Raw genomic sequence first — 17170 nt, forward strand, 5'->3', positions numbered from 1 at the left:
GAGCACAGGGGTGTGCTCGGCAATTGCCGTTTAGTTCTTCTTCAGGTGCAGCACCCGCGCGCCGGCCGGCGGCAGCACCAGCCTCTCGCCATCGCGTTCGCCGGTGAATAGCGGCGGGGTTATGTCCTCCGCATTGGCCATCTCCTCGGGCAGGGCGAAGGTCTCTTCGCCCTTGCCCAGGTTCAGTGCTACCAGATAGCTTTCTTTTTCCGCGCGGCGGTAGAACACCAGCAGGTCGTTTTGTGTATCCACCACCTCCTGCCCGGCGGTGGCCAGCGCCGGCGACTGGTTCCTGTGCCAGTCGAGCAGGGCGCGGAAGCGGTTCAGCATCGAGTGCGAGTCCCCTTCCTGCACGCTGACCGCCTTGTGGTGGTGCTCCGGGGGTACCGGCAGCCACGGCTTCACCTTGGAGAAGCCCGCGTTGATCTCGCCGCTGTTGCTCCAGGGCATGGGGGTGCGGCAGCCGTCGCGACCCTTGAATTCCGGCCATAAATTGATGCCGTAGGGGTCCACCAGGTCCTCGAAGGCGATATCCGCCTCTTCGAGACCCAGCTCCTCGCCCTGGTAGAGGCAGACGCTGCCGCGCAGGGTCAGCTGCATCAGCAGGAACAGCGGTGCGCGGGCCAGGGCCTGCTCCGGTTCGAAGCCCTTGTTCCAGCGGGTGAAGGAGCGGGGCACGTCGTGGTTGCTGATGGACCAGCAGGGCCAGCCCTGTTCGATCACTTCGCGGTTCTTTTCCAGGGTATTGCGCAGGAAGGAGGCAGAGCACTCCTCGGTCAGCAGGTCGAAGGAGTAGGCCATGTTCAGGCGCTCGCCGGTGGTGTACTCGGCCATGACCTTGTGGGTGTTGTCGTCGCCCACTTCGCCCATGGTGATGGTGCCCGGGTACTGGTCCATCAGCTGGCGCACCCGCTGCAGGAACACCAGGTTCTCCGGCTGGGACTTGTCGTGGATATGCCACTGGTACTGGTAGGTGTTGACCGGTGGCAGGCCCTTTTCGTCCAGCTCCAGCGGGCGCGGCGGGTTGTCGGCCAGTGACCGGTTGTGGAAGGCGTGATTGATGGCGTCCAGGCGGAAGCCGTCCACGCCGCGGTCGAGCCAGAATTTCAGGTCTGCCAGCAGCTGCTCCTGGACTTCCGGATTGTGCAGGTTCAGGTCCGGCTGTTCCCTGAGGAAGTTGGTCAGGTAGTACTGGCGGCGGCGGGTGCACCAGCGCCAGGCGCTGCCGCCGAAATTGGACATCCAGTTATTCGGTGCGCTGCCGTCCGGTTTGGGATCGGCCCAGACATACCAGTCGGCCTTGGGGTTGTCGCGGCTGGAACGGCTCTCCTCGAACCAGGGGTGCTGGTCGGAGGAGTGACTGAGGATCTGGTCGATGATCACTTTCAGGCCGCGCGTGTGGGCGGCCTCGATCAGCGCATCGAAATCCGCGAGATTGCCGAAGATGGGGTCCACGTCGCGGTAGTCGGATACGTCGTAGCCGAAGTCCGCCATCGGCGACTTGAAGAAGGGTGAGATCCAGATGGCGTCCACACCGAGGGACTGCACATAGTCGAGCTTCCGGGTGATGCCCGGCAGGTCGCCGATGCCGTCTCCGTTGGCGTCGCAGAAGCTCCGGGGGTAGATCTGGTAGATAACGCCGTTGCGCCACCATTCTCCATTGTTGCCGCTCATAGGTTACTGCCTATTTCATTATTCGTGATCGCGGGCGGGGCCCACGCCCATAAAGGATAGGGTGAGTATGGCGGCGCCAGCCGGGGGCTGCCTCCTCCCTGCGCGGGGAGGAGGGGGAAGGACAGGCAGGTTTGGCGATTATCCCTGTAGGAGCGGCCGTAGGGCGGGTAAGCGTCCAGCGCATCCGCCACCAGGGTTGGTGGATGCGCTGGACGCTTATCCACCCTACGATCTTCCCGAGTCCCGATCTAGGGCTGATCCTGCACCGAGCGCAGCATCTGCTCCGCCAACGCAATGGCCTCCTGGCGGTCCTTCACGTCCAGCTTCTGGTACAGGCTGCGGATATGGGTCTTGATGGTGCTGGGGGCCACCTTGAAGTGGCGGGCGATGCGCTCGTTGGAGAGGCCGGAATGGATGGCGTTCAGCACCTGCCACTCCCGCGGGGTCAGGGGCGAGTGGCGCAGGAAGTCGGGCACGGCATCGCTGTCGAGTATCTCCCGGATGATGGTTTCGTCCAGTTCGATGCGGATACCGCCGTCCAGCTCCGGCTGCTGCTGGGCCTGCCTGATCAGCTCCCGGGCCCGGTCGGCCTCCGCCTCGCTCAAGTCGGTTTCCAGGGCCGCCTTCAGCATCACGATCAGCGGCTTGCCGACCTGCAGGAAGGAAGCACAAAAATCCCGCTCCACGGCGATACTCAGCGCCTCGCGGATCGCATTGACGGCGCCGTCGCGCCGCTCGCGCAGCCACAGCAGGTGCGCCTCCAGCACCAGGTTGCGCAGGCAGTCGGTGACCAGGCCGCAGTCCCGCGCCAGCTGCTGCAGGCGGGCGAGCAGGCGGTTGGCATCGGACCAGCGGTGCAGCTCGATCAGCGCGCGCACATGGTTGCGCCCGTGGCACTGCTCGAAGTGGTTGCTGGGCCTGTCCGCCACCGCTTCCGCCTGCTCCAGCCAGGCGGCTATGGCCTGGTGGTCGTCCAGGGCGCGCCAGGCGCGCATGCGAGCGGCGTCGGCGTTGGCCACCCAGTCGCGGTGGTAGCGTTCGCCGGTCAGCAGCCGGTCGATGCGCGCCAGCCACTCCAGGGATTCCTCTTTCTCCCCCCTGGCCTGGGCCACTTTCAACAACAGCGTGTACTCCGGCAGCAGCCAGCGCTCACCCACCTTGCGATTGATCTGCATGCCGCGGCGGGCACAGGCGGCAGCGGCGTCCAGGTTGCCCCGTTCCCACTCCAGCTGGCCGCGCAGGCGGCAGATGAATTCGGAGATGGGCAGGCCACTCAGGTGATGTTCCTGCACCAGTAACTGGGCGCGCTCCTGCAGCGCCGAGGCCTTTTTCAGCAGGCCCTGGGCGATGGCGATCTCGGTCTGCTGGCAGATGGCCCAGGCGGCGCTGGGGTAGTCGTGTTCGGCGATGGCCAGGGCCTCCACCTCCTGCATGTGCGCACTGGCCCGTTCCAGTTCGCCGAGGCAGAAGCCGGTCTCGCCGGTGACCAGCAGGGCGGCGATGCGCTCCCCCGGCTGGTCCTCGCGCAGCAGGTTCAGGGCCTCCTCGGCGTACTCCTTGGCCAGCAGTGTCTGGCCGCGGGCCACGGCGGCCTGGGCGCGGGCGGCGGCGAAGGCGCCCTCGTACTCGCGCCACTGCCGCGGGTCCTCGCGCTGCAGCCAGCTCTCGGCGGTGGCCAGGAGTTTCTCGCAGCGGTCGTGCTCGAAGTTGTCTCGCGCCATGCGGGCGGCGAGCAGGGTGAAGCGGGCGTTGCGCTGTAGTTCGTCGGCGCCGAGCCAGTCGAGGCAGTCGTTGACCACCCGGGTCTGGCCCTCGCGCAGCAGCTGTTCGCCCTGCGCCGCCAGCAGCTGCCGCAGCCGCTCCAGGTCCTCCGCCGCCAGCGCGTGGCGCAGTGCCTCCAGCGGCTGGGCCAGCTGTTGCCAGGTGTCGCAGGCGGCGCGGTGCAGTGCCTGCAGGCGCGACGGGTCGGTGAGCTGGCGCTGCAGGAAGCGGGCAAAGACCGGGTGGTAGCGGAACCACTGGCGGCTGGAGTCCTGCGCCTGCAGGAAGAGGCCGCGTCGCGCCGCCTGTTCCAGCAACTGCTGGCCGCCGTCGAGGCCGCTCAGCTGTTCCGCCAGTCGGGCGTTGACGCGGGTCAGTATCGAGGTGCAGGCGAGCAGTTCGCGCAGCTGTGGGTCCAGCCGCTCCAGCACCTCCTCGGCCAGGTAGTCGAGGATATGGCTGTGGCCGCGCTCCAGTTCCGCCAGGTAGCGGTCCACCTCGTCGCGGTCGCGCACGGAGAGGGCGAACAGCTGTACCGCCGGTGGCCAGCCCTCGCTGAGCTGGTGCAACTGTTCGGCGCGGTCGCTGTCCAGGGTAAAGGGCAGCCGCTGCTGCAGCAGCTGGGCTATCTCTTCGGTGTTGAGCGCCAGTTCGTCGCTGCCCAGCTCCAGCAGGCGGCCGGCCACGCGCAGCGAGGCCAGGCCCAGGGGGGGCTGGCTGCGGCTGGTCAGCACCACGCCGATACCGGCGGGGGCGTGGCGCAGCAGGAAGCGGGTGGCATCGTGCACCGCCTCGTTGTCTATCTGGTGGTAGTCATCCAGTACGATGCGCAGTTCGCTGGGCAGGCCGCGCAGTTCCGCCAGAAGCTGGCTGATCACCAGGGAGGGATCTAGGCGCTGCCGCGCGCCGAGCAACTGGTGCGTTTCTTTATGGGTTTCCGGCACGCCGTTGCCGGTGGCGCGGTGCACGCTCTCCACCAGGTAGCGGCAGAACTGGCCGGGTTCGTTGTCGCTGGCGTCGAGGGAGTACCAGGCCACCGGGTTGTCCTGGGCCGCGGCCCAGGCGGAGACCAGGGTGGTCTTGCCGTAGCCGGCCGGTGCCGTGACTAGCAGTAGCTGGTCGCTGTGGCTGTCGTTCAGCAGCGACAGCAGGCGCGGGCGCGCCAGCGTGTGCTCCGGGCAGTCCGGCAGGCTGTATTTGGAGGTCAGTAGCATCGCTGAATGCCGGTCGTCTTGAATGATTGATTTTTGTACAGACGCAATTATGCACCATAAGGGTGGCGCGGCGACAGGGCTGTTACATCCCCCTCCCTGGGGGACTAGGGGCGGAACCCAAGGGCTCCGACCGGCAAGGCCTGGCATTGTGCCGGTCCGCGGGGCGGGACTTCCTTTGCAATCTGTGGACTAAGTGGTAGTTTCGTCCAATTCAGCGGTGTCCATTTTCACAATAACGACGGGCGCTTGGGCCAAGTGAGCTACCCTGAGCGCCAGATACAACTAAAACGGGGCGGAAAATGGCCGATATAGTAATCCTGGCGGCGCCGGGCATGGGGGCGGTGGACGAGGGCTTTGCCGAACCGCTGTTCGCGGCGTTGCGCGAGGGATTGGGGGACGACTGGTCGCGGCTGCACTGCGACACCATCCTTTGCCAGGCGCACCTGCAGACCAATATCGAGCGGGTCTTCGAGGGCATGCAAAAGCGCGACATGGACTTCCTGCGCGCGCGTAAATTCATGCTTTACGGCATGGCCGAGACGGCGGCGCAGATGGGGGATATCCAGCAGCGCGGCGGCAACTACGAGAAGGCCCAGCAGGCGATCTACGCGACCCTGGAGAAGGCGGCCAAGGCCGCTTCCGACAATGCGCCGGTGGTGCTGCTCAGCCACTCGGTGGGTTGCGTCAACCTCTCCAACTACCTGTGGGACGCGCAGAAGACCAGTGTCAACTTCGGCATATGGCGCGACGGCGGTCCCCGCGGCGTGCACAAGGGCTCGGCCCGCGACCTCTTCCTGCGCCTGAAGACCCTGAGCCATTGGTATACCCTCGGTGCCACCAATCCCCTCTGGTGCGCCGGCATGCCGAGGGACCAGATACAGGCGGTGACCGCCGATACCCGCGGCTACAACTTCCGCTGGAAGAACTTCTATCACCCCGATGATCTCTTCGGCTGGCCGCTGAAGCCGCTCTCCCCCTCCTACAACCAGGCGGTGTACCGGGACTACGAGACCCGCCCGCTGGCGGACTGGAGCGCGTCCCACTGGGGCCCGCAGTTGGTGTCCCACGACGGCTATTGGAACAGTGAACTGGTGCAGCAACAGCTGCTCGAGGACCTGCGCGAACTGCTGAAGAAGAGCCGCGGGCGCCGCCCGGCGGCAGCGGCGCGAACTCCGGCGGCGGCCGCGGTATAATCCGCGTCCCATTTCCCGAAGGTCTGGTTTCGTTATGTCGCTGCAATTCCACACTGTCCCGGTCACGCCCTTCCAGCAGAACTGCACCCTGCTCTGGTGTGACGACAGCAGGCGGGCCGCGGTGGTGGATCCGGGCGGCGACCTGGAGAAGATACTGGCGGCAGTGGAAGAGCGCGGCCTGAAGCTGGAGAAGATCCTGCTGACCCACGGCCACCTGGACCATGTGGGCGGCACCGCGGCCCTGTCCAAACAGCTGCAACTGCCGGTGGAGGGACCCCACGAGGATGACAACTTCTGGATAGAGCAGCTGCCGCTGCAAACGCAGATGTTCGGCTTTCCGCCGGTGGAGGCATTTACCCCGAACCGCTGGCTCGTACAGGGCGACACAGTTACCGTCGGTGATGAAGAGTTGGAAGTGCACCACTGCCCGGGCCACACCCCCGGCCATGTGATCTTCTTCCACCGCCCGGGCAAGCTGGCGCTGGTGGGCGATGTCCTCTTCGCCGGCTCCATCGGTCGCACTGACTTTCCCAAGGGCGACCACGACACACTGATCCGCTCCATCACCGAAAAGCTGTGGCCACTGGGCGACGATGTGCGCTTTATCCCCGGCCACGGCCCCATGTCCACCTTCGGGCAGGAGCGACAGACGAATCCCTTTGTCGCCGACAAGCGCTTTGGTTGATTTTGCCATGAACACCCTGAAACGACTTCTGATACTGTTGCCTGCATTGTTCGCCGGCTGCGCCCTGGTCTCCGAGGAGGAGTGCCGGGCCGGCCTCTGGTACGAGCGCGGCCTGCAGGACGGCGCCCGCGGGCGTGGCCAGTCGCTGGTGTACGAGATAGCGCAGAAATGCCAGGAGTACGGCGCGCGCGTGGATACGGAGGCCTGGCTGCGCGGCCACGAGGAGGGGGTGGAGCAATTCTGCACGCCGGAGAACGGCTACTACCAGGGCCGCCGCGGCAACAGCTACGAGGGCGTCTGCACCGGCCCCACCGCCGACCTGTTTATGACCGAATACCAGCGCGGCCTGGCCGACTACCAGGTGGAAGTTCAATATCTTCGCCTGGCCCAGCGCCACGATTATGTTGAGCGCGAGCTCTTCGCGGTAAACGCGGCGCTGGCCAGCGCCGAGGACGAGCAGAGTATCCGCGCCCTGCAATTCCGTCGCAGCTCACTGAGACGGGAGCTGAGCCTGCTGGATATGCAGTTGCACCGCTTTGGTTTTGGTTTCGGTTTTTTCTATTGACCCGGGCAGCTCCGCTCGGGCGAACACAAGGTTCGCCCCTGCACAATCGGGCGAGACAAAATCTCGACGCGAAGGCCCTGTTGCCGGTGGCCATCCGGGAAATATTACCGATGAGGTTTTTTCCCGGATGGCCACCGGCAGCAGGGCCGCCACGGAATTTTTCAATCTGGAAGTAACCCCATGGCAATCTGGCACACCAAACCCACCCTCGAACAACTGAACGAGAGCGCCGCCGGCTGCATGCCCGGCCATATCGGTCTGAGAATCACCGAAATCGGCGACGACTACCTGGTGGGCACATTGCCGGTGGACGAGCGCACCCGCCAGCCCTTCGGCATACTGCACGGCGGCGCCAGTGTGGTGCTGGCGGAGACCCTCGGCTCCATCGGCGCCAACCTGGTGGTGGACACGGGAAAATTCTACTGCGTCGGCCAGGAGATCAACGCCAACCACCTGCGCCCGGTGGCGGAGGGTGAGGTCAGCGGCACCGCCAAACCCGTGCATATCGGCCGCAGCAGCCAGGTGTGGGAAATCCGCATCAGCGCCCCCGGTGGCAAGCTGAGCTGCATCTCCCGCATCACCATGGCGGTGGTGCCGCACGGCGGTCAATGAACCAGCTCCAACAGTTCGTCTACGAGGATATTCCCTACCGGCTGGTGCGCTCGCGCCGGCGCAAGCGCCTGGGCCTGGTGCTGGCGGCGTCCGGTGTCGAGGTGCGCATTCCCGAGCGCTGCGCTGCGCGCTATGGCCACCAGTTCCTGCAGGAAAATATCCACTGGGTGTGCGCGCAATTGCTGCGTGCCGGTGAGCGCGCGGCGCAGGTGCCCGCCTACGATTTTGTCTTCGGGGAACATTTTCCGTGGCTGGGCCGGCGGCTGCCGCTGCTGCGCGCGGAGCGCAGCAGCGCAAGCGGCATAAACGCCGATACAATCTCCCTCTACACGCGTCACCGCCAGCCGGATGAAAGCCAGCTGCAGGCCGCCCTGCAGCGGCTCTACCAGCGCGAGGCGCTGGCGCTGCTGACGGACAAGTCCGCGCGCCTGGCCGAGCAACTGGGGCTGGAATTCAGCGACGTGCGCGTGCGCCGCACCAGGAGCAAGTGGGGCCACTGCAGCATCCGCGGCGAGTTGCAGTACAACTGGCTGGTTTGCCAGGCGCCGGAGCCGGTGGTGGATTACCTGGTGGCCCACGAGGTCTCCCACCTGCGCCACCACAACCACAGCCGTGCCTTCTGGCAACTGGTGGAGAGCGCCTGCCCGCGCTACCGGGAACTGCGGCGCTGGCTGCGGGACAACGGCCACCGCCTCACTCTCTGATGCCGCTGGTTGATCCCCCTCTGCAGGCAGGCTCCTACAACTACTATTCGATTTGCTTTTTTAATTTATGGCCAAAAAGCCTCGCTTCTTTTCCCCTTCGAAACCCACAAAAAAGCCGCTGCCCGCGCGGGCCGAGGCGACGGTGGAAAAATTCAGCCACGATATGCGCGGCATAGCCCGCGTCGGCGGCAAGACGGTATTTATCGACAATGCACTGCCCGGCGAAGAGGTCAGGTTCCGCTATACGTCACGCCGCTCGCGATTCGACGAGGGTGCGACGGTGGAAATCCTGCAGCCGTCCCCGGACCGCTGCGAGCCGCGTTGTCCCCATGTGGCCCTGTGCGGCGGCTGTTCCGTACAGCATCTGCAGCCCGGGGCACAGATCCGGGAAAAACAGGCCATCCTGCTGGATCAGCTGGCCCGTTTCGGCGATATAGAAGTGCCGGAGATGTTACCACCGCTGGTAGCCGAACCCTTCGGCTACCGGCGCAAGGGGCGCATCGGCATGCGCGTTATAAAGAACCCTTCGGGAAAAAAAGAACTTGTATTCGGTTTCCGCGAAAAGCGCTCCAACGACCTGACCGATATCGGCGAGTGCCATGTGCTGCACCCGGACATAGCCGCGCAGATTCCGCGCCTGAAACAGCTGGTCAACGACAGCGACGGCCGCGCGCATTTCTCCCAGTTGGAAGTGGCGGTCGGCGAGGGCGCCGCGGCCATGGTGCTGCGCCACCTGAAACCGATGGCCGAGGCGGACCGCGAACGCTGGCTGCAGTTCGCCGCCGATACCGGCATTCACCTGTACCTGCAGCCGACTGACGCGTCCAGCGCGCACCGGATCTGGCCCGAGGGCGGTGCTGAATACCTGAGCTATGAGCTGCCGCAATTCGACCTGACCCTGCGCTTCCACCCGCTGGACTTCGTGCAGGTCAATTTCAATATCAACCGGCAGATGGTCTCGCAGGCGATAGAACTGCTGGGCCCGCAGCCGAATGAGCGGGTATTGGATCTCTTCTGCGGCCTCGGCAATTTCACCCTGCCGCTGGCGCGCCGCGCCCGCGAGGTGGTGGGGGTGGAGGGTGAGGAGGCGCTCACTCAGCGGGGCATCGACAACGCAGCCCTGAACGGCCTGAAAAACGTGAGCTTCCACGCCGCCGATTTGACGGAGGATATCCAGGCGCATTCCTGGGCCGCCGGCGGTTTCGACAGGGTACTGCTGGATCCCCCGCGCGGCGGCGCCCTGGAGGTGGTGCGCCAACTGGCGCGCTTCGGTGCCAGGAGGGTTGTCTATGTGTCCTGCAACCCGGCCACCCTGGCGCGGGACGCGGGCGAACTGGCGACACTCGGCTATCGCCTCGCCAAGGCCGGGGTAATGGATATGTTCCCGCACACGGACCACGTCGAATCCATGGCGCTCTTTGAGCGGGTCAAATAAAAGTTGACGCTCGCCGAATGAATTTCATGAACCGCTGCGATGCGCAAGGTTGGCGCCAGGTCGTTGGTGCCCCCGGAAATCTGGCGTAAACTGCGTTCCAATTCCCTTCAAAAGCCCGGAAAAGTGAACCCATGCAAGTCGAACCCCTGAGTGACGATTTCGAGGACAACTGCGCGCGCTTTCTGCCCGAGGCCACGGAACAGGGCTGTGTCTGGGCGCTGCAGGGGGACGAGGGCTTTGCCCTGTGCGAATCGGAGAAGTATCCGCAGACAGACGTTATGCCCTTCTGGTCCCAGCGCGAGTTTGCCGAGATCCACGCCGACGGCGACTGGGCCGACTACCAGGTAGTAGCCATCGACCTGGAAGAATTCATGGACGACTGGCTGACCGGCATGCATGACGACGTACTGCTGGTTGGCATCAACTGGAATTCGGAGCTGGAAGGTATCGAGCTGGAGCCGCTGGACCTGCTCGAGCAGCTGGAGCACGAACTGCAGTAGATAATCATGGGAGTCTCAATGGGGCAGTTTCTCGGCCTGCGCACAGTGATCTACGGCGTCACCGATATCGCCGAGGCCAGGGCCTGGTACACCCAACTGCTGGAGCAGGAGCCCTATTTCGATTCCGAGTGCTATGTGGGCTTCAATGTCGGCGGCTACGAACTGGGCCTGAACCCGGACGCGCGCAGTGTCACCAGCCGCGCCGACGGCGTCATCGCCTACTGGGGCGTGGGCGACATCGCCGCCCAGGTGGAGCGCATCAACGCGCTGGGCGCGCGCCAGCACGGTGAAATCGTGGACGTGGGGGAGGGGATACGGATGGCCAGTTTCCTCGACCCCTACGGCAATATTTTCGGCATCATCGACAACCCGCATTTCAAGCAACAGCAAGCGGAGCAGTCCCCGTGAGTAAACCGCCGGCTTCCAGATTCCGACCATCCGACCATACCTTCGCCGCCGAGAGCCTGGCGCAGATCGGCCGCGGCTATGTGGTGCCGGATCGGGTGGCGCTGATCACCGGCTGCTCCAGCGGCATAGGCCGCGAACTGGCCCTGGCCCTGCACCGCCGCGGCACCATCGTCATCGCCACCGCGCGGCGTCCGGAGAGCCTGCAGGAACTTGCGGACATGGGTATCGCCACCGAGGCCCTGGATGTCAATTCCCAGGCGGATATCAACCGAGTGGTGCACGCCCTCAAGGCCGCCTACGGCCGCCTGGATATCCTCGTCAACAATGCCGGCTTCGGCCAGATGGGCCCACTGCTGGAGCTGGATACCAGAGCGCTGGAAAACCAGTTCCGCACCAATGTGTTTGCCCCCATGGCGCTGATCCGCGCCTGCGCACCGCTGATGCGCTCCGAGCGTCGCGGCCTTATCTGCAATATCGGTTCGGTGTCCGGCGTCATGCCAACTCCCTTCTCCGGCGCCTACTGCGCGTCCAAGGCGGCGCTGCACACCCTTTCCGAGGTGCTGCGCCTGGAACTGAAGCCCTTCGGTATCCGCGTAATGACGGTGCAGCCCGGTGCCATAGCGTCCGAGTTTGGCCGCCACGCCGAGGTCTCCCTGCGCGGCCTGCTGGCCCCGGATTCCTGGTACAAGCGCCAGGAGGAGGTGGTGCGGGCGCGGGCACAGGAGTCACAGCAGAACGCCACTCTGGCCAGCGCCATGGCGAGGAAGCTGGTGAAGGAGCTGCTCAAGAAGCGGCCGCCGGCGATAGTGCGCATCGGCAACAAGAGCAGCCTGCTGCCGTGGATGGCGCGCTGGCTGCCGCGGCGGTTGCGGGACTGGATTGTGGCGCGGCGTTTTAAATTGCGGCGGATAGCCTTGAAGACCTAGCAGGGGACGCTGTTGCCCGGCCGCTCCTGCAGGAAGCGATCGCTCACCAGCCACTCTGCCACTTCGTCGAAACTGCCGCGAAACAGCACCCCCCCTTCGCGCTTGCCGATCTGGTAATCGTACATGCCGTCGTAGTATTCCCGTAGCAGTGCCACCACCACCGGTATATACGCATCGGCGCTGCCGCTCGAGGCCAGCTCCCGGTTCGCGGCCTCCAGCTGTTCGTCCAGTTGCCGGTATCTCAGCCCGCCGAGGCGTTTCTGGATCCTGCCCAGGTTGCCGCGCAGCTCCTCTCCCAATGCCTCGACCGGACCCTGCTCCGAGCCGGCGAAGCGCGGCAGTGCCTGGTCGACATAGTCGCGCACGATACGCTGTGCGCGTGCCTCCACCGGCTCCTGTACCAGCACCCGCGGCGCCCGCTTCATGGCCTCCTGCAGCACCGGTGGCAGGGCGCAACGGCCGATCAGGCGGCTCTCGTCCTCCACAAACACGGCTCCCGGTAGCTGCGCCAGCTTCAGCAGGTCGATACTGATGCAATTCTCGAAGTCGATCTGCGCCGGCTGCTCCTGCCCGGTGCGGCCGAAGCTGGAGCCTCGGTGGCGGGCTATGCCCTCCAGGTCCACGGCGCGCGGGGCCTTCTGGATCAGTTCAGTCTTGCCGCAGCCGGTGTGGCCGGCGATCACGATCAGGGGCAGCCGCTCACACTGATTGTCCAGCTCTTCCAGTAAAAAGTTGCGCATCGCCTTGTAGCCGCCCTCCACCAGCGGGTAGTCGATACCCTGGTCGCGCAGCAGCTGCTGGGTGGTGCGGGATCTCAGGCCGCCGCGAAAGCAGTAGAGGTAGCCCTCCGGGTGGCGGCGCACATAGTCGCTCCAGGCCTCCAGGCGCGCGGTGCGCACCTCCGGGGTGGCCAGGCGCCAGCCCAGGTCTATGGCGGCTTGCTGGCCCCTGCGTTTGTATTCGGTGCCCACCAGCTCCCGCTGGCGGTCGTCCAGTAGCGGCAGGTTCTCCGCGCAGGGGAAGGCACCGCGGGCGAATTCCACCGGCGCGCGCGCGTCCATCAGCGGCGTGTCGTCGAGAAAGAGTCTTTTGTAATCGGCGGTGTTCTGGCGCAAATCGTGTCTCCCGGAATTTCAGCGCAGTGTAACCTGAATAGTCGGCGATGAATTAACAGGTGGCAGGGACGCAATTGTTCATGACTGTGGATCAGTTGACCATTCTCATCATTCTCGCGGTCACCATAGTGCTGTTTATCCGGGGGCCCTGGCGCCACGATATGGTGGCGCTGGCGGCGCTGCTGGCCTGTGTCTTCACCGGCCTGATCGATCCGGAGAATGCCTTTGACGGCTTCGGCCACCCGGCAGTGGTGACCGTGGCCTGCGTCTTGATCCTGAGCCGAGGTCTGCAGAATACCGGCGCCATGGATGCGCTGGCGCAGCGGGTGGTGCCCAAGCGGGGCAGCATTACCCTGACGATCACGGCCCTGACCGGTATCGGCGCGCTGATGTCCGGTTTCATGAACAACGTCGGCGCCATGGCACTGTTGATGCCGGTGGCCTCGGACGTGGCAGACAAACACCAATTGCCGCCGGGCAAAGTGCTGATGCCCCTGTCCTTCGGCACCATCCTCGGCGGCATGACCACCCTGATCGGTACACCGCCGAATCTTATCGTGTCCGGCTTTCGAGCCAGCGCCGGCGCTGGCAGCTACGGCATGTTCGATTTTACCCCGGTGGGTCTGGTAGTGGCGCTGGTAGGGATACTGTTCGTTGCCCTGATCGGCTGGCGTCTGGTGCCGGCGCGCACCCAGGCGGGCGCGGCCACTTTCGATACCGGCACCTACCTGACCGAGGCGCTGGTGGAGGACAAGAGCGCCGCCGCCGGCAAGAACCTGCGCGAGATAGCGCAGATGCTGGAGAACGAGGACGCCCAGGTGGTGGGGGTGGTTCATACCGAAGCCCGCGTGTCCCCGGCCACCCCCTGGCAGCGGGTATTCAGCGGCGACATCCTGGTGATCGAGGCGGAACCGGAGGCCCTGTCCGCAGCCATCTCCAGTCTGGGGCTGAAGCTGGCGGCGGAGCTGGAAAAAGGCGAGAAAAAGGGCGAGGAGGACGGCGAACAGAAGGAGAAAGGCGGGGAAGAAAAAAGGAAGGAAGAAGAGAAAAAGAAGGAAAAGGAAAAAGAGAAGCCCAGTGGTGAGCGGGCCGATATCCAGCTGCGCGAGCTGGTGGTGATGCCGGATTCGTCCCTGGTCGGGCGCACCGCCCAGTTCCTGCGGTTGCCGGCGCGCTACGAGATCCAACTGCTGGCCCTGTCGCGCCAGGGGCGCCGCTCGGTGCGCCGGCTAAGATCCACGCCGCTGCAGGCTGGCGATGCCCTGCTGATGATGGGCACCGACGACGCCCTGAACACCTTCGCCTACGAACAGGGCTGTGTGCCCCTGGCCCAGCGGGACATTGTCATCCCCAACAAGGAAAAGGCCGCGGTGGCCCTGCTGGCCATGGCTATCGCGGTGGGCGGCGCCGCCTTCGGCCTGTTGCCGGCAGCCATTTCCTTTGCCACCTGTGCCCTGGCATTCATGGCGCTGAAGGTGGTGCCATTGCGGGGCATGTACGAGGCCATCGACGGCTCAGTAATAGTGCTATTGGGCACGCTCATTTCGGTGGCGGAAGTGATGGAGCAGACGGGGGCGGCGGACCTGATCGCCCAGGGGATGCTCGACAACGTGGCCCAGGGCAGCCCGCTGATAGCGCTGGTGATACTGCTGGTCGTGACCATGACCCTGTCGGACTTCATGAACAATGCCGCCACTGCCGCGGTGATGTGCTCCATCGCCCTCTCTGCCGCGGGTCAGTTGAACGTGAACCCGGACAGCTTCCTGATGGCCGTGGCCATAGGGGCATCCTGCGCCTTCCTGACCCCGGTGGGCCACCAGAACAACACCCTGATCCTGGGCCCTGGCGGCTTCAAGTTCGGCGATTACTGGCAGATGGGGCTGCCGATGGAGATACTGGTGGTGGTGGTTAGCGTGCCCATGCTGTTGTGGGTATGGCCGCTTTGAGGAGTGGTCGGTGGTTAGTGGTCGGTGATTGGTGCGAATTGGCATACACGGCACTGACCGCTCACCACTGACCGCTCGCCGTCAGGCGACCGAGTCATCCACCGACTGTGCCAGCTCCGCCAGGTACCTGCCGCAGAAGCGCAGCGCGTCGGTAACCGTCACTATGCCTGCCAGCTCCCCTTCGCGCATCACCAGCACCGAACCGATACCGGTATCCGCCATGGCCAGCAGTATCTTGTCCAGTGGGTCGTGGATATCGGCGATATAGGGGCGGCGGGCGCAGAGGTCGTGCACATACAGCTGCTGCTCCTCCAGCCGGTGCCCCGGGGAGTTGGCTCGCTCGATATCCCCGCGGGATATGACCGTTTCCAGGTCCCCGTCGCGGGTGACTGGCAGGTGGTGCACCTGGTGCTCCTCCATCAGCGCCAGGGCCTCCTCCACGGTGGCATTGATATCGATATGGTAGGGAAATGGTGTCATCAGTGCGGCCAGAGTTGGGATATGGTGGATATCGCGGGATTTGGACATGGAACTGAAACCGGTCTAACGGGTCATAAAATAGTCACTAGACGCTCCCCAATAGCTATCGTGTATTCGATTGCAGTGGGGCTCTGGTACAATATAGTAAATTGCTATTGATATTTGCCGGCGAAGGCTTATTATTCGCCGCCTCGGTCGAGTGATATAAGCGACACTGCGGTATAGGTCGTGTGGCGGCCTGTTCCCGACTAATCTTATTTCCAGTGTTTGCCGTATAAATCCCGTGCAGACCTTTGTACCTTATACGGTCAATTTTGCGCCGATATATCGGTTTAAGCGTTATAGCCCGTCGGACTTATAGTTTTGTCCGGTGGTGTTATTAAACAATTTTATCTATTCCGAATTCCGGAACTTAATGCTGTGCCCGGCACAGATTCTATTTGTGTATTTTTAATGGCAGCCATCGAGGTTTATTGAATGTTTCAAGAATACGACCAGATTGAACAGCAAATCGCAGAACACCAGGCCAGAATCGAAGAACTGCAGCAGCAGATGGCCCAGGTAGAGCGCAAGAAAGAGGGTGCAATCGCCTTCGACAAGGCGCTGATCAACCTGGCAGCAGAATACGATATGGCGGAAGAGGAATTCTTCGTCGTCCGCGGCGAGGAAATAGTGAACTGGCTGGTTGGCCAGCTGAACGACGAGAATGCACCGGGCTTCGTACAGACCCTGAAAGCCCGCGTGGCGCGCACGCTGAAGAGAGAGGGTGAAGCCCCCCGCCGCACCCGTCGCGCCGCTACCAGCAAGTCCAGCGAGCCGAAACTGGATACCGGCCACTACCGCAACCCCTACACCGGCGCCACCGTGGAAAAGAAAAAGCGCAACCCGAAACAGTTGAATGACTGGATTGCGGAGCATGGCCTGGAAACTGTGAAAGAGTGGAAGATCTGATTCTGTTCTTATCGAATTCCCGGTGCCGGATATTTCGGTGCCGGGAGGGTTTCCCATCTTCACATCCCGCCCCTCTTTACCTCTCCCATCGGTTACTTCGGGCCCGACACCAGAGCCGAATTGTCAGCGCAGGATTAGTTGTCGCCACCAGCTGCCAATAATTCACGCACAAACTGCGTGACCACATCCGATGCGGGCCCATAGCGGTGCTCCGCAAAGGCATCGCCGACACTGCTGCGCTCCAGGTTCAACTCCACACTGTGCGCGCCAGCCATATTGGCGCATTCGACAAAGCCCGCCGCCGGGTAGACGTTGCCGGAGGTGCCGATGCTGATAAACAAGTCGCAGTCGCCGAGGGCATCGTAGATGCGCTCCATTTCCAGCGGCATTTCGCCGAACCAGACCACATGGGGGCGCAGGGTGCCGCTGCGCTGGCAGCATTCGCATACCGCATCGACGGTGAGGTCCTCGCGGAGAGGGAACAACTGGCCGCTGACACTGCAGCGGGCCTTGAGCAGTTCGCCGTGCATATGGATCAGGTTGCGGCTGCCGGCGCGTTCGTGCAGGTCGTCGATATTCTGGGTTACCAGCAGCACATCGCCGGGGAAGTGTTTCTCCAGTTGCGCCAGCGCCAGGTGCGCGGCGTTGGGGGCGATTTCCGGGGACAGCAGCTGGCGGCGGCGCTCGTTGTAGAAGCGCTGTACCAGTAGCGGGTCGCGCTCGAAGGCCTCGGGGGTGGCCACGTCCTCGAGGCGGTGGTTTTCCCACAGGCCGTCGGCGCCGCGGAAGGTGCGGATGCCGGATTCGGCGGAGATGCCGGCGCCGGTGAGTATGACGATGCGCTGATAATGCACTTTATTTTTCCAGTTACTAATAAGGCGGAAGGGAAGAATACCCCTCTCCCGGGACCGTATGAGGCAGGGATGCCGATTACGAGCGTACAGGGACGTATTCACAGCGTGTCCCGGGAGAGGGGTATTCTTTGCTTCCGACCCGGTAGT

The 17170-nt window shown here is 64.0% G+C and carries 16 protein-coding genes; 11 read left to right on the forward strand and 5 right to left on the reverse strand.

Annotated elements, in window-relative coordinates:
- Positions 1 to 30: 30 nt before the first annotated feature.
- Both AC6R19_RS16370 and malT read right to left on the reverse strand, forming a co-directional pair.
- Positions 31 to 1674: an alpha-amylase family glycosyl hydrolase gene (locus tag AC6R19_RS16370; RefSeq protein WP_500580925.1), complete on the reverse strand. Its 1644-nt coding sequence runs from the start codon at positions 1672 to 1674 to the stop codon at positions 31 to 33.
- 248 nt (positions 1675 to 1922) lie between these two features.
- The gene (gene malT, locus AC6R19_RS16375) at positions 1923 to 4649 is read right to left on the reverse strand and encodes an HTH-type transcriptional regulator MalT (RefSeq protein WP_500580926.1); all 2727 of its coding nucleotides are present in this window, start codon (positions 4647 to 4649) and stop codon (positions 1923 to 1925) included.
- A gap of 299 nt (positions 4650 to 4948) precedes the next feature.
- Between malT and AC6R19_RS16380 the strand changes: the two genes are divergently transcribed.
- The 9 genes from AC6R19_RS16380 to AC6R19_RS16420 all read left to right on the forward strand — a co-directional run bounded on the left by AC6R19_RS16380 (position 4949) and on the right by AC6R19_RS16420 (position 11677).
- A complete protein-coding gene (locus AC6R19_RS16380; protein ID WP_500580927.1) occupies positions 4949 to 5842 on the forward strand; it encodes a hypothetical protein in 894 nt (297 codons plus the stop codon).
- Positions 5843 to 5876: 34 nt separating this feature from the next.
- A complete protein-coding gene (locus AC6R19_RS16385) occupies positions 5877 to 6527 on the forward strand; it encodes an MBL fold metallo-hydrolase (RefSeq protein ID WP_500580928.1) in 651 nt (216 codons plus the stop codon).
- Between the two features lie 7 nt (positions 6528 to 6534).
- Positions 6535 to 7092, forward strand: coding sequence for a DUF2799 domain-containing protein (locus AC6R19_RS16390; protein ID WP_500580929.1), 558 nt, complete (start codon positions 6535 to 6537; stop codon positions 7090 to 7092).
- Between the two features lie 180 nt (positions 7093 to 7272).
- Positions 7273 to 7704, forward strand: coding sequence for a hotdog fold thioesterase (locus tag AC6R19_RS16395; protein ID WP_500580930.1), 432 nt, complete (start codon positions 7273 to 7275; stop codon positions 7702 to 7704).
- On the forward strand, positions 7701 to 8408 hold the full coding sequence (locus tag AC6R19_RS16400; protein ID WP_500580931.1) for a M48 family metallopeptidase: 708 nt from the start codon (positions 7701 to 7703) through the stop codon (positions 8406 to 8408). The genes AC6R19_RS16395 and AC6R19_RS16400 overlap by 4 nt, the downstream gene beginning before the upstream one ends.
- A gap of 67 nt (positions 8409 to 8475) precedes the next feature.
- On the forward strand, positions 8476 to 9843 hold the full coding sequence (rlmD, locus tag AC6R19_RS16405) for a 23S rRNA (uracil(1939)-C(5))-methyltransferase RlmD (RefSeq protein WP_500580932.1): 1368 nt from the start codon (positions 8476 to 8478) through the stop codon (positions 9841 to 9843).
- Between the two features lie 131 nt (positions 9844 to 9974).
- The gene (locus AC6R19_RS16410) at positions 9975 to 10343 is read left to right on the forward strand and encodes a DUF2750 domain-containing protein (protein WP_500580933.1); all 369 of its coding nucleotides are present in this window, start codon (positions 9975 to 9977) and stop codon (positions 10341 to 10343) included.
- Positions 10344 to 10349: 6 nt separating this feature from the next.
- On the forward strand, positions 10350 to 10751 hold the full coding sequence (locus AC6R19_RS16415; protein ID WP_500580934.1) for a VOC family protein: 402 nt from the start codon (positions 10350 to 10352) through the stop codon (positions 10749 to 10751).
- On the forward strand, positions 10748 to 11677 hold the full coding sequence (locus AC6R19_RS16420; RefSeq protein ID WP_500580935.1) for an SDR family oxidoreductase: 930 nt from the start codon (positions 10748 to 10750) through the stop codon (positions 11675 to 11677). The genes AC6R19_RS16415 and AC6R19_RS16420 overlap by 4 nt, the downstream gene beginning before the upstream one ends.
- Here the strand turns inward: AC6R19_RS16420 and mnmH are convergent.
- On the reverse strand, positions 11674 to 12792 hold the full coding sequence (gene mnmH, locus AC6R19_RS16425) for a tRNA 2-selenouridine(34) synthase MnmH (protein ID WP_500580936.1): 1119 nt from the start codon (positions 12790 to 12792) through the stop codon (positions 11674 to 11676). The two genes, AC6R19_RS16420 and mnmH, sit on opposite strands and share 4 nt — an antisense overlap.
- Before the next feature lie 80 nt (positions 12793 to 12872).
- Between mnmH and AC6R19_RS16430 the strand changes: the two genes are divergently transcribed.
- Entirely contained in the window at positions 12873 to 14738 is a 1866-nt protein-coding gene (locus AC6R19_RS16430; protein ID WP_500580937.1) for an SLC13 family permease, read from the forward strand.
- Between the two features lie 81 nt (positions 14739 to 14819).
- Here the strand turns inward: AC6R19_RS16430 and AC6R19_RS16435 are convergent, their stop codons facing one another.
- Positions 14820 to 15266, reverse strand: a complete 447-nt coding sequence (locus AC6R19_RS16435) for a CBS domain-containing protein (protein WP_500580938.1) — start codon at positions 15264 to 15266, stop codon at positions 14820 to 14822.
- 429 nt (positions 15267 to 15695) lie between these two features.
- On the opposite strand from AC6R19_RS16435, the gene AC6R19_RS16440 reads away from it, so the two are divergent.
- Positions 15696 to 16169: a hypothetical protein gene (locus AC6R19_RS16440; RefSeq protein ID WP_500580939.1), complete on the forward strand. Its 474-nt coding sequence runs from the start codon at positions 15696 to 15698 to the stop codon at positions 16167 to 16169.
- Positions 16170 to 16303: 134 nt separating this feature from the next.
- Here AC6R19_RS16440 and cobB read toward each other — a convergent pair whose 3' ends face one another.
- On the reverse strand, positions 16304 to 17125 hold the full coding sequence (cobB, locus tag AC6R19_RS16445; RefSeq protein ID WP_500580940.1) for a Sir2 family NAD+-dependent deacetylase: 822 nt from the start codon (positions 17123 to 17125) through the stop codon (positions 16304 to 16306).
- Positions 17126 to 17170 lie beyond the last annotated feature (45 nt).

The organism is Microbulbifer sp. SE14, from assembly GCF_059834885.1.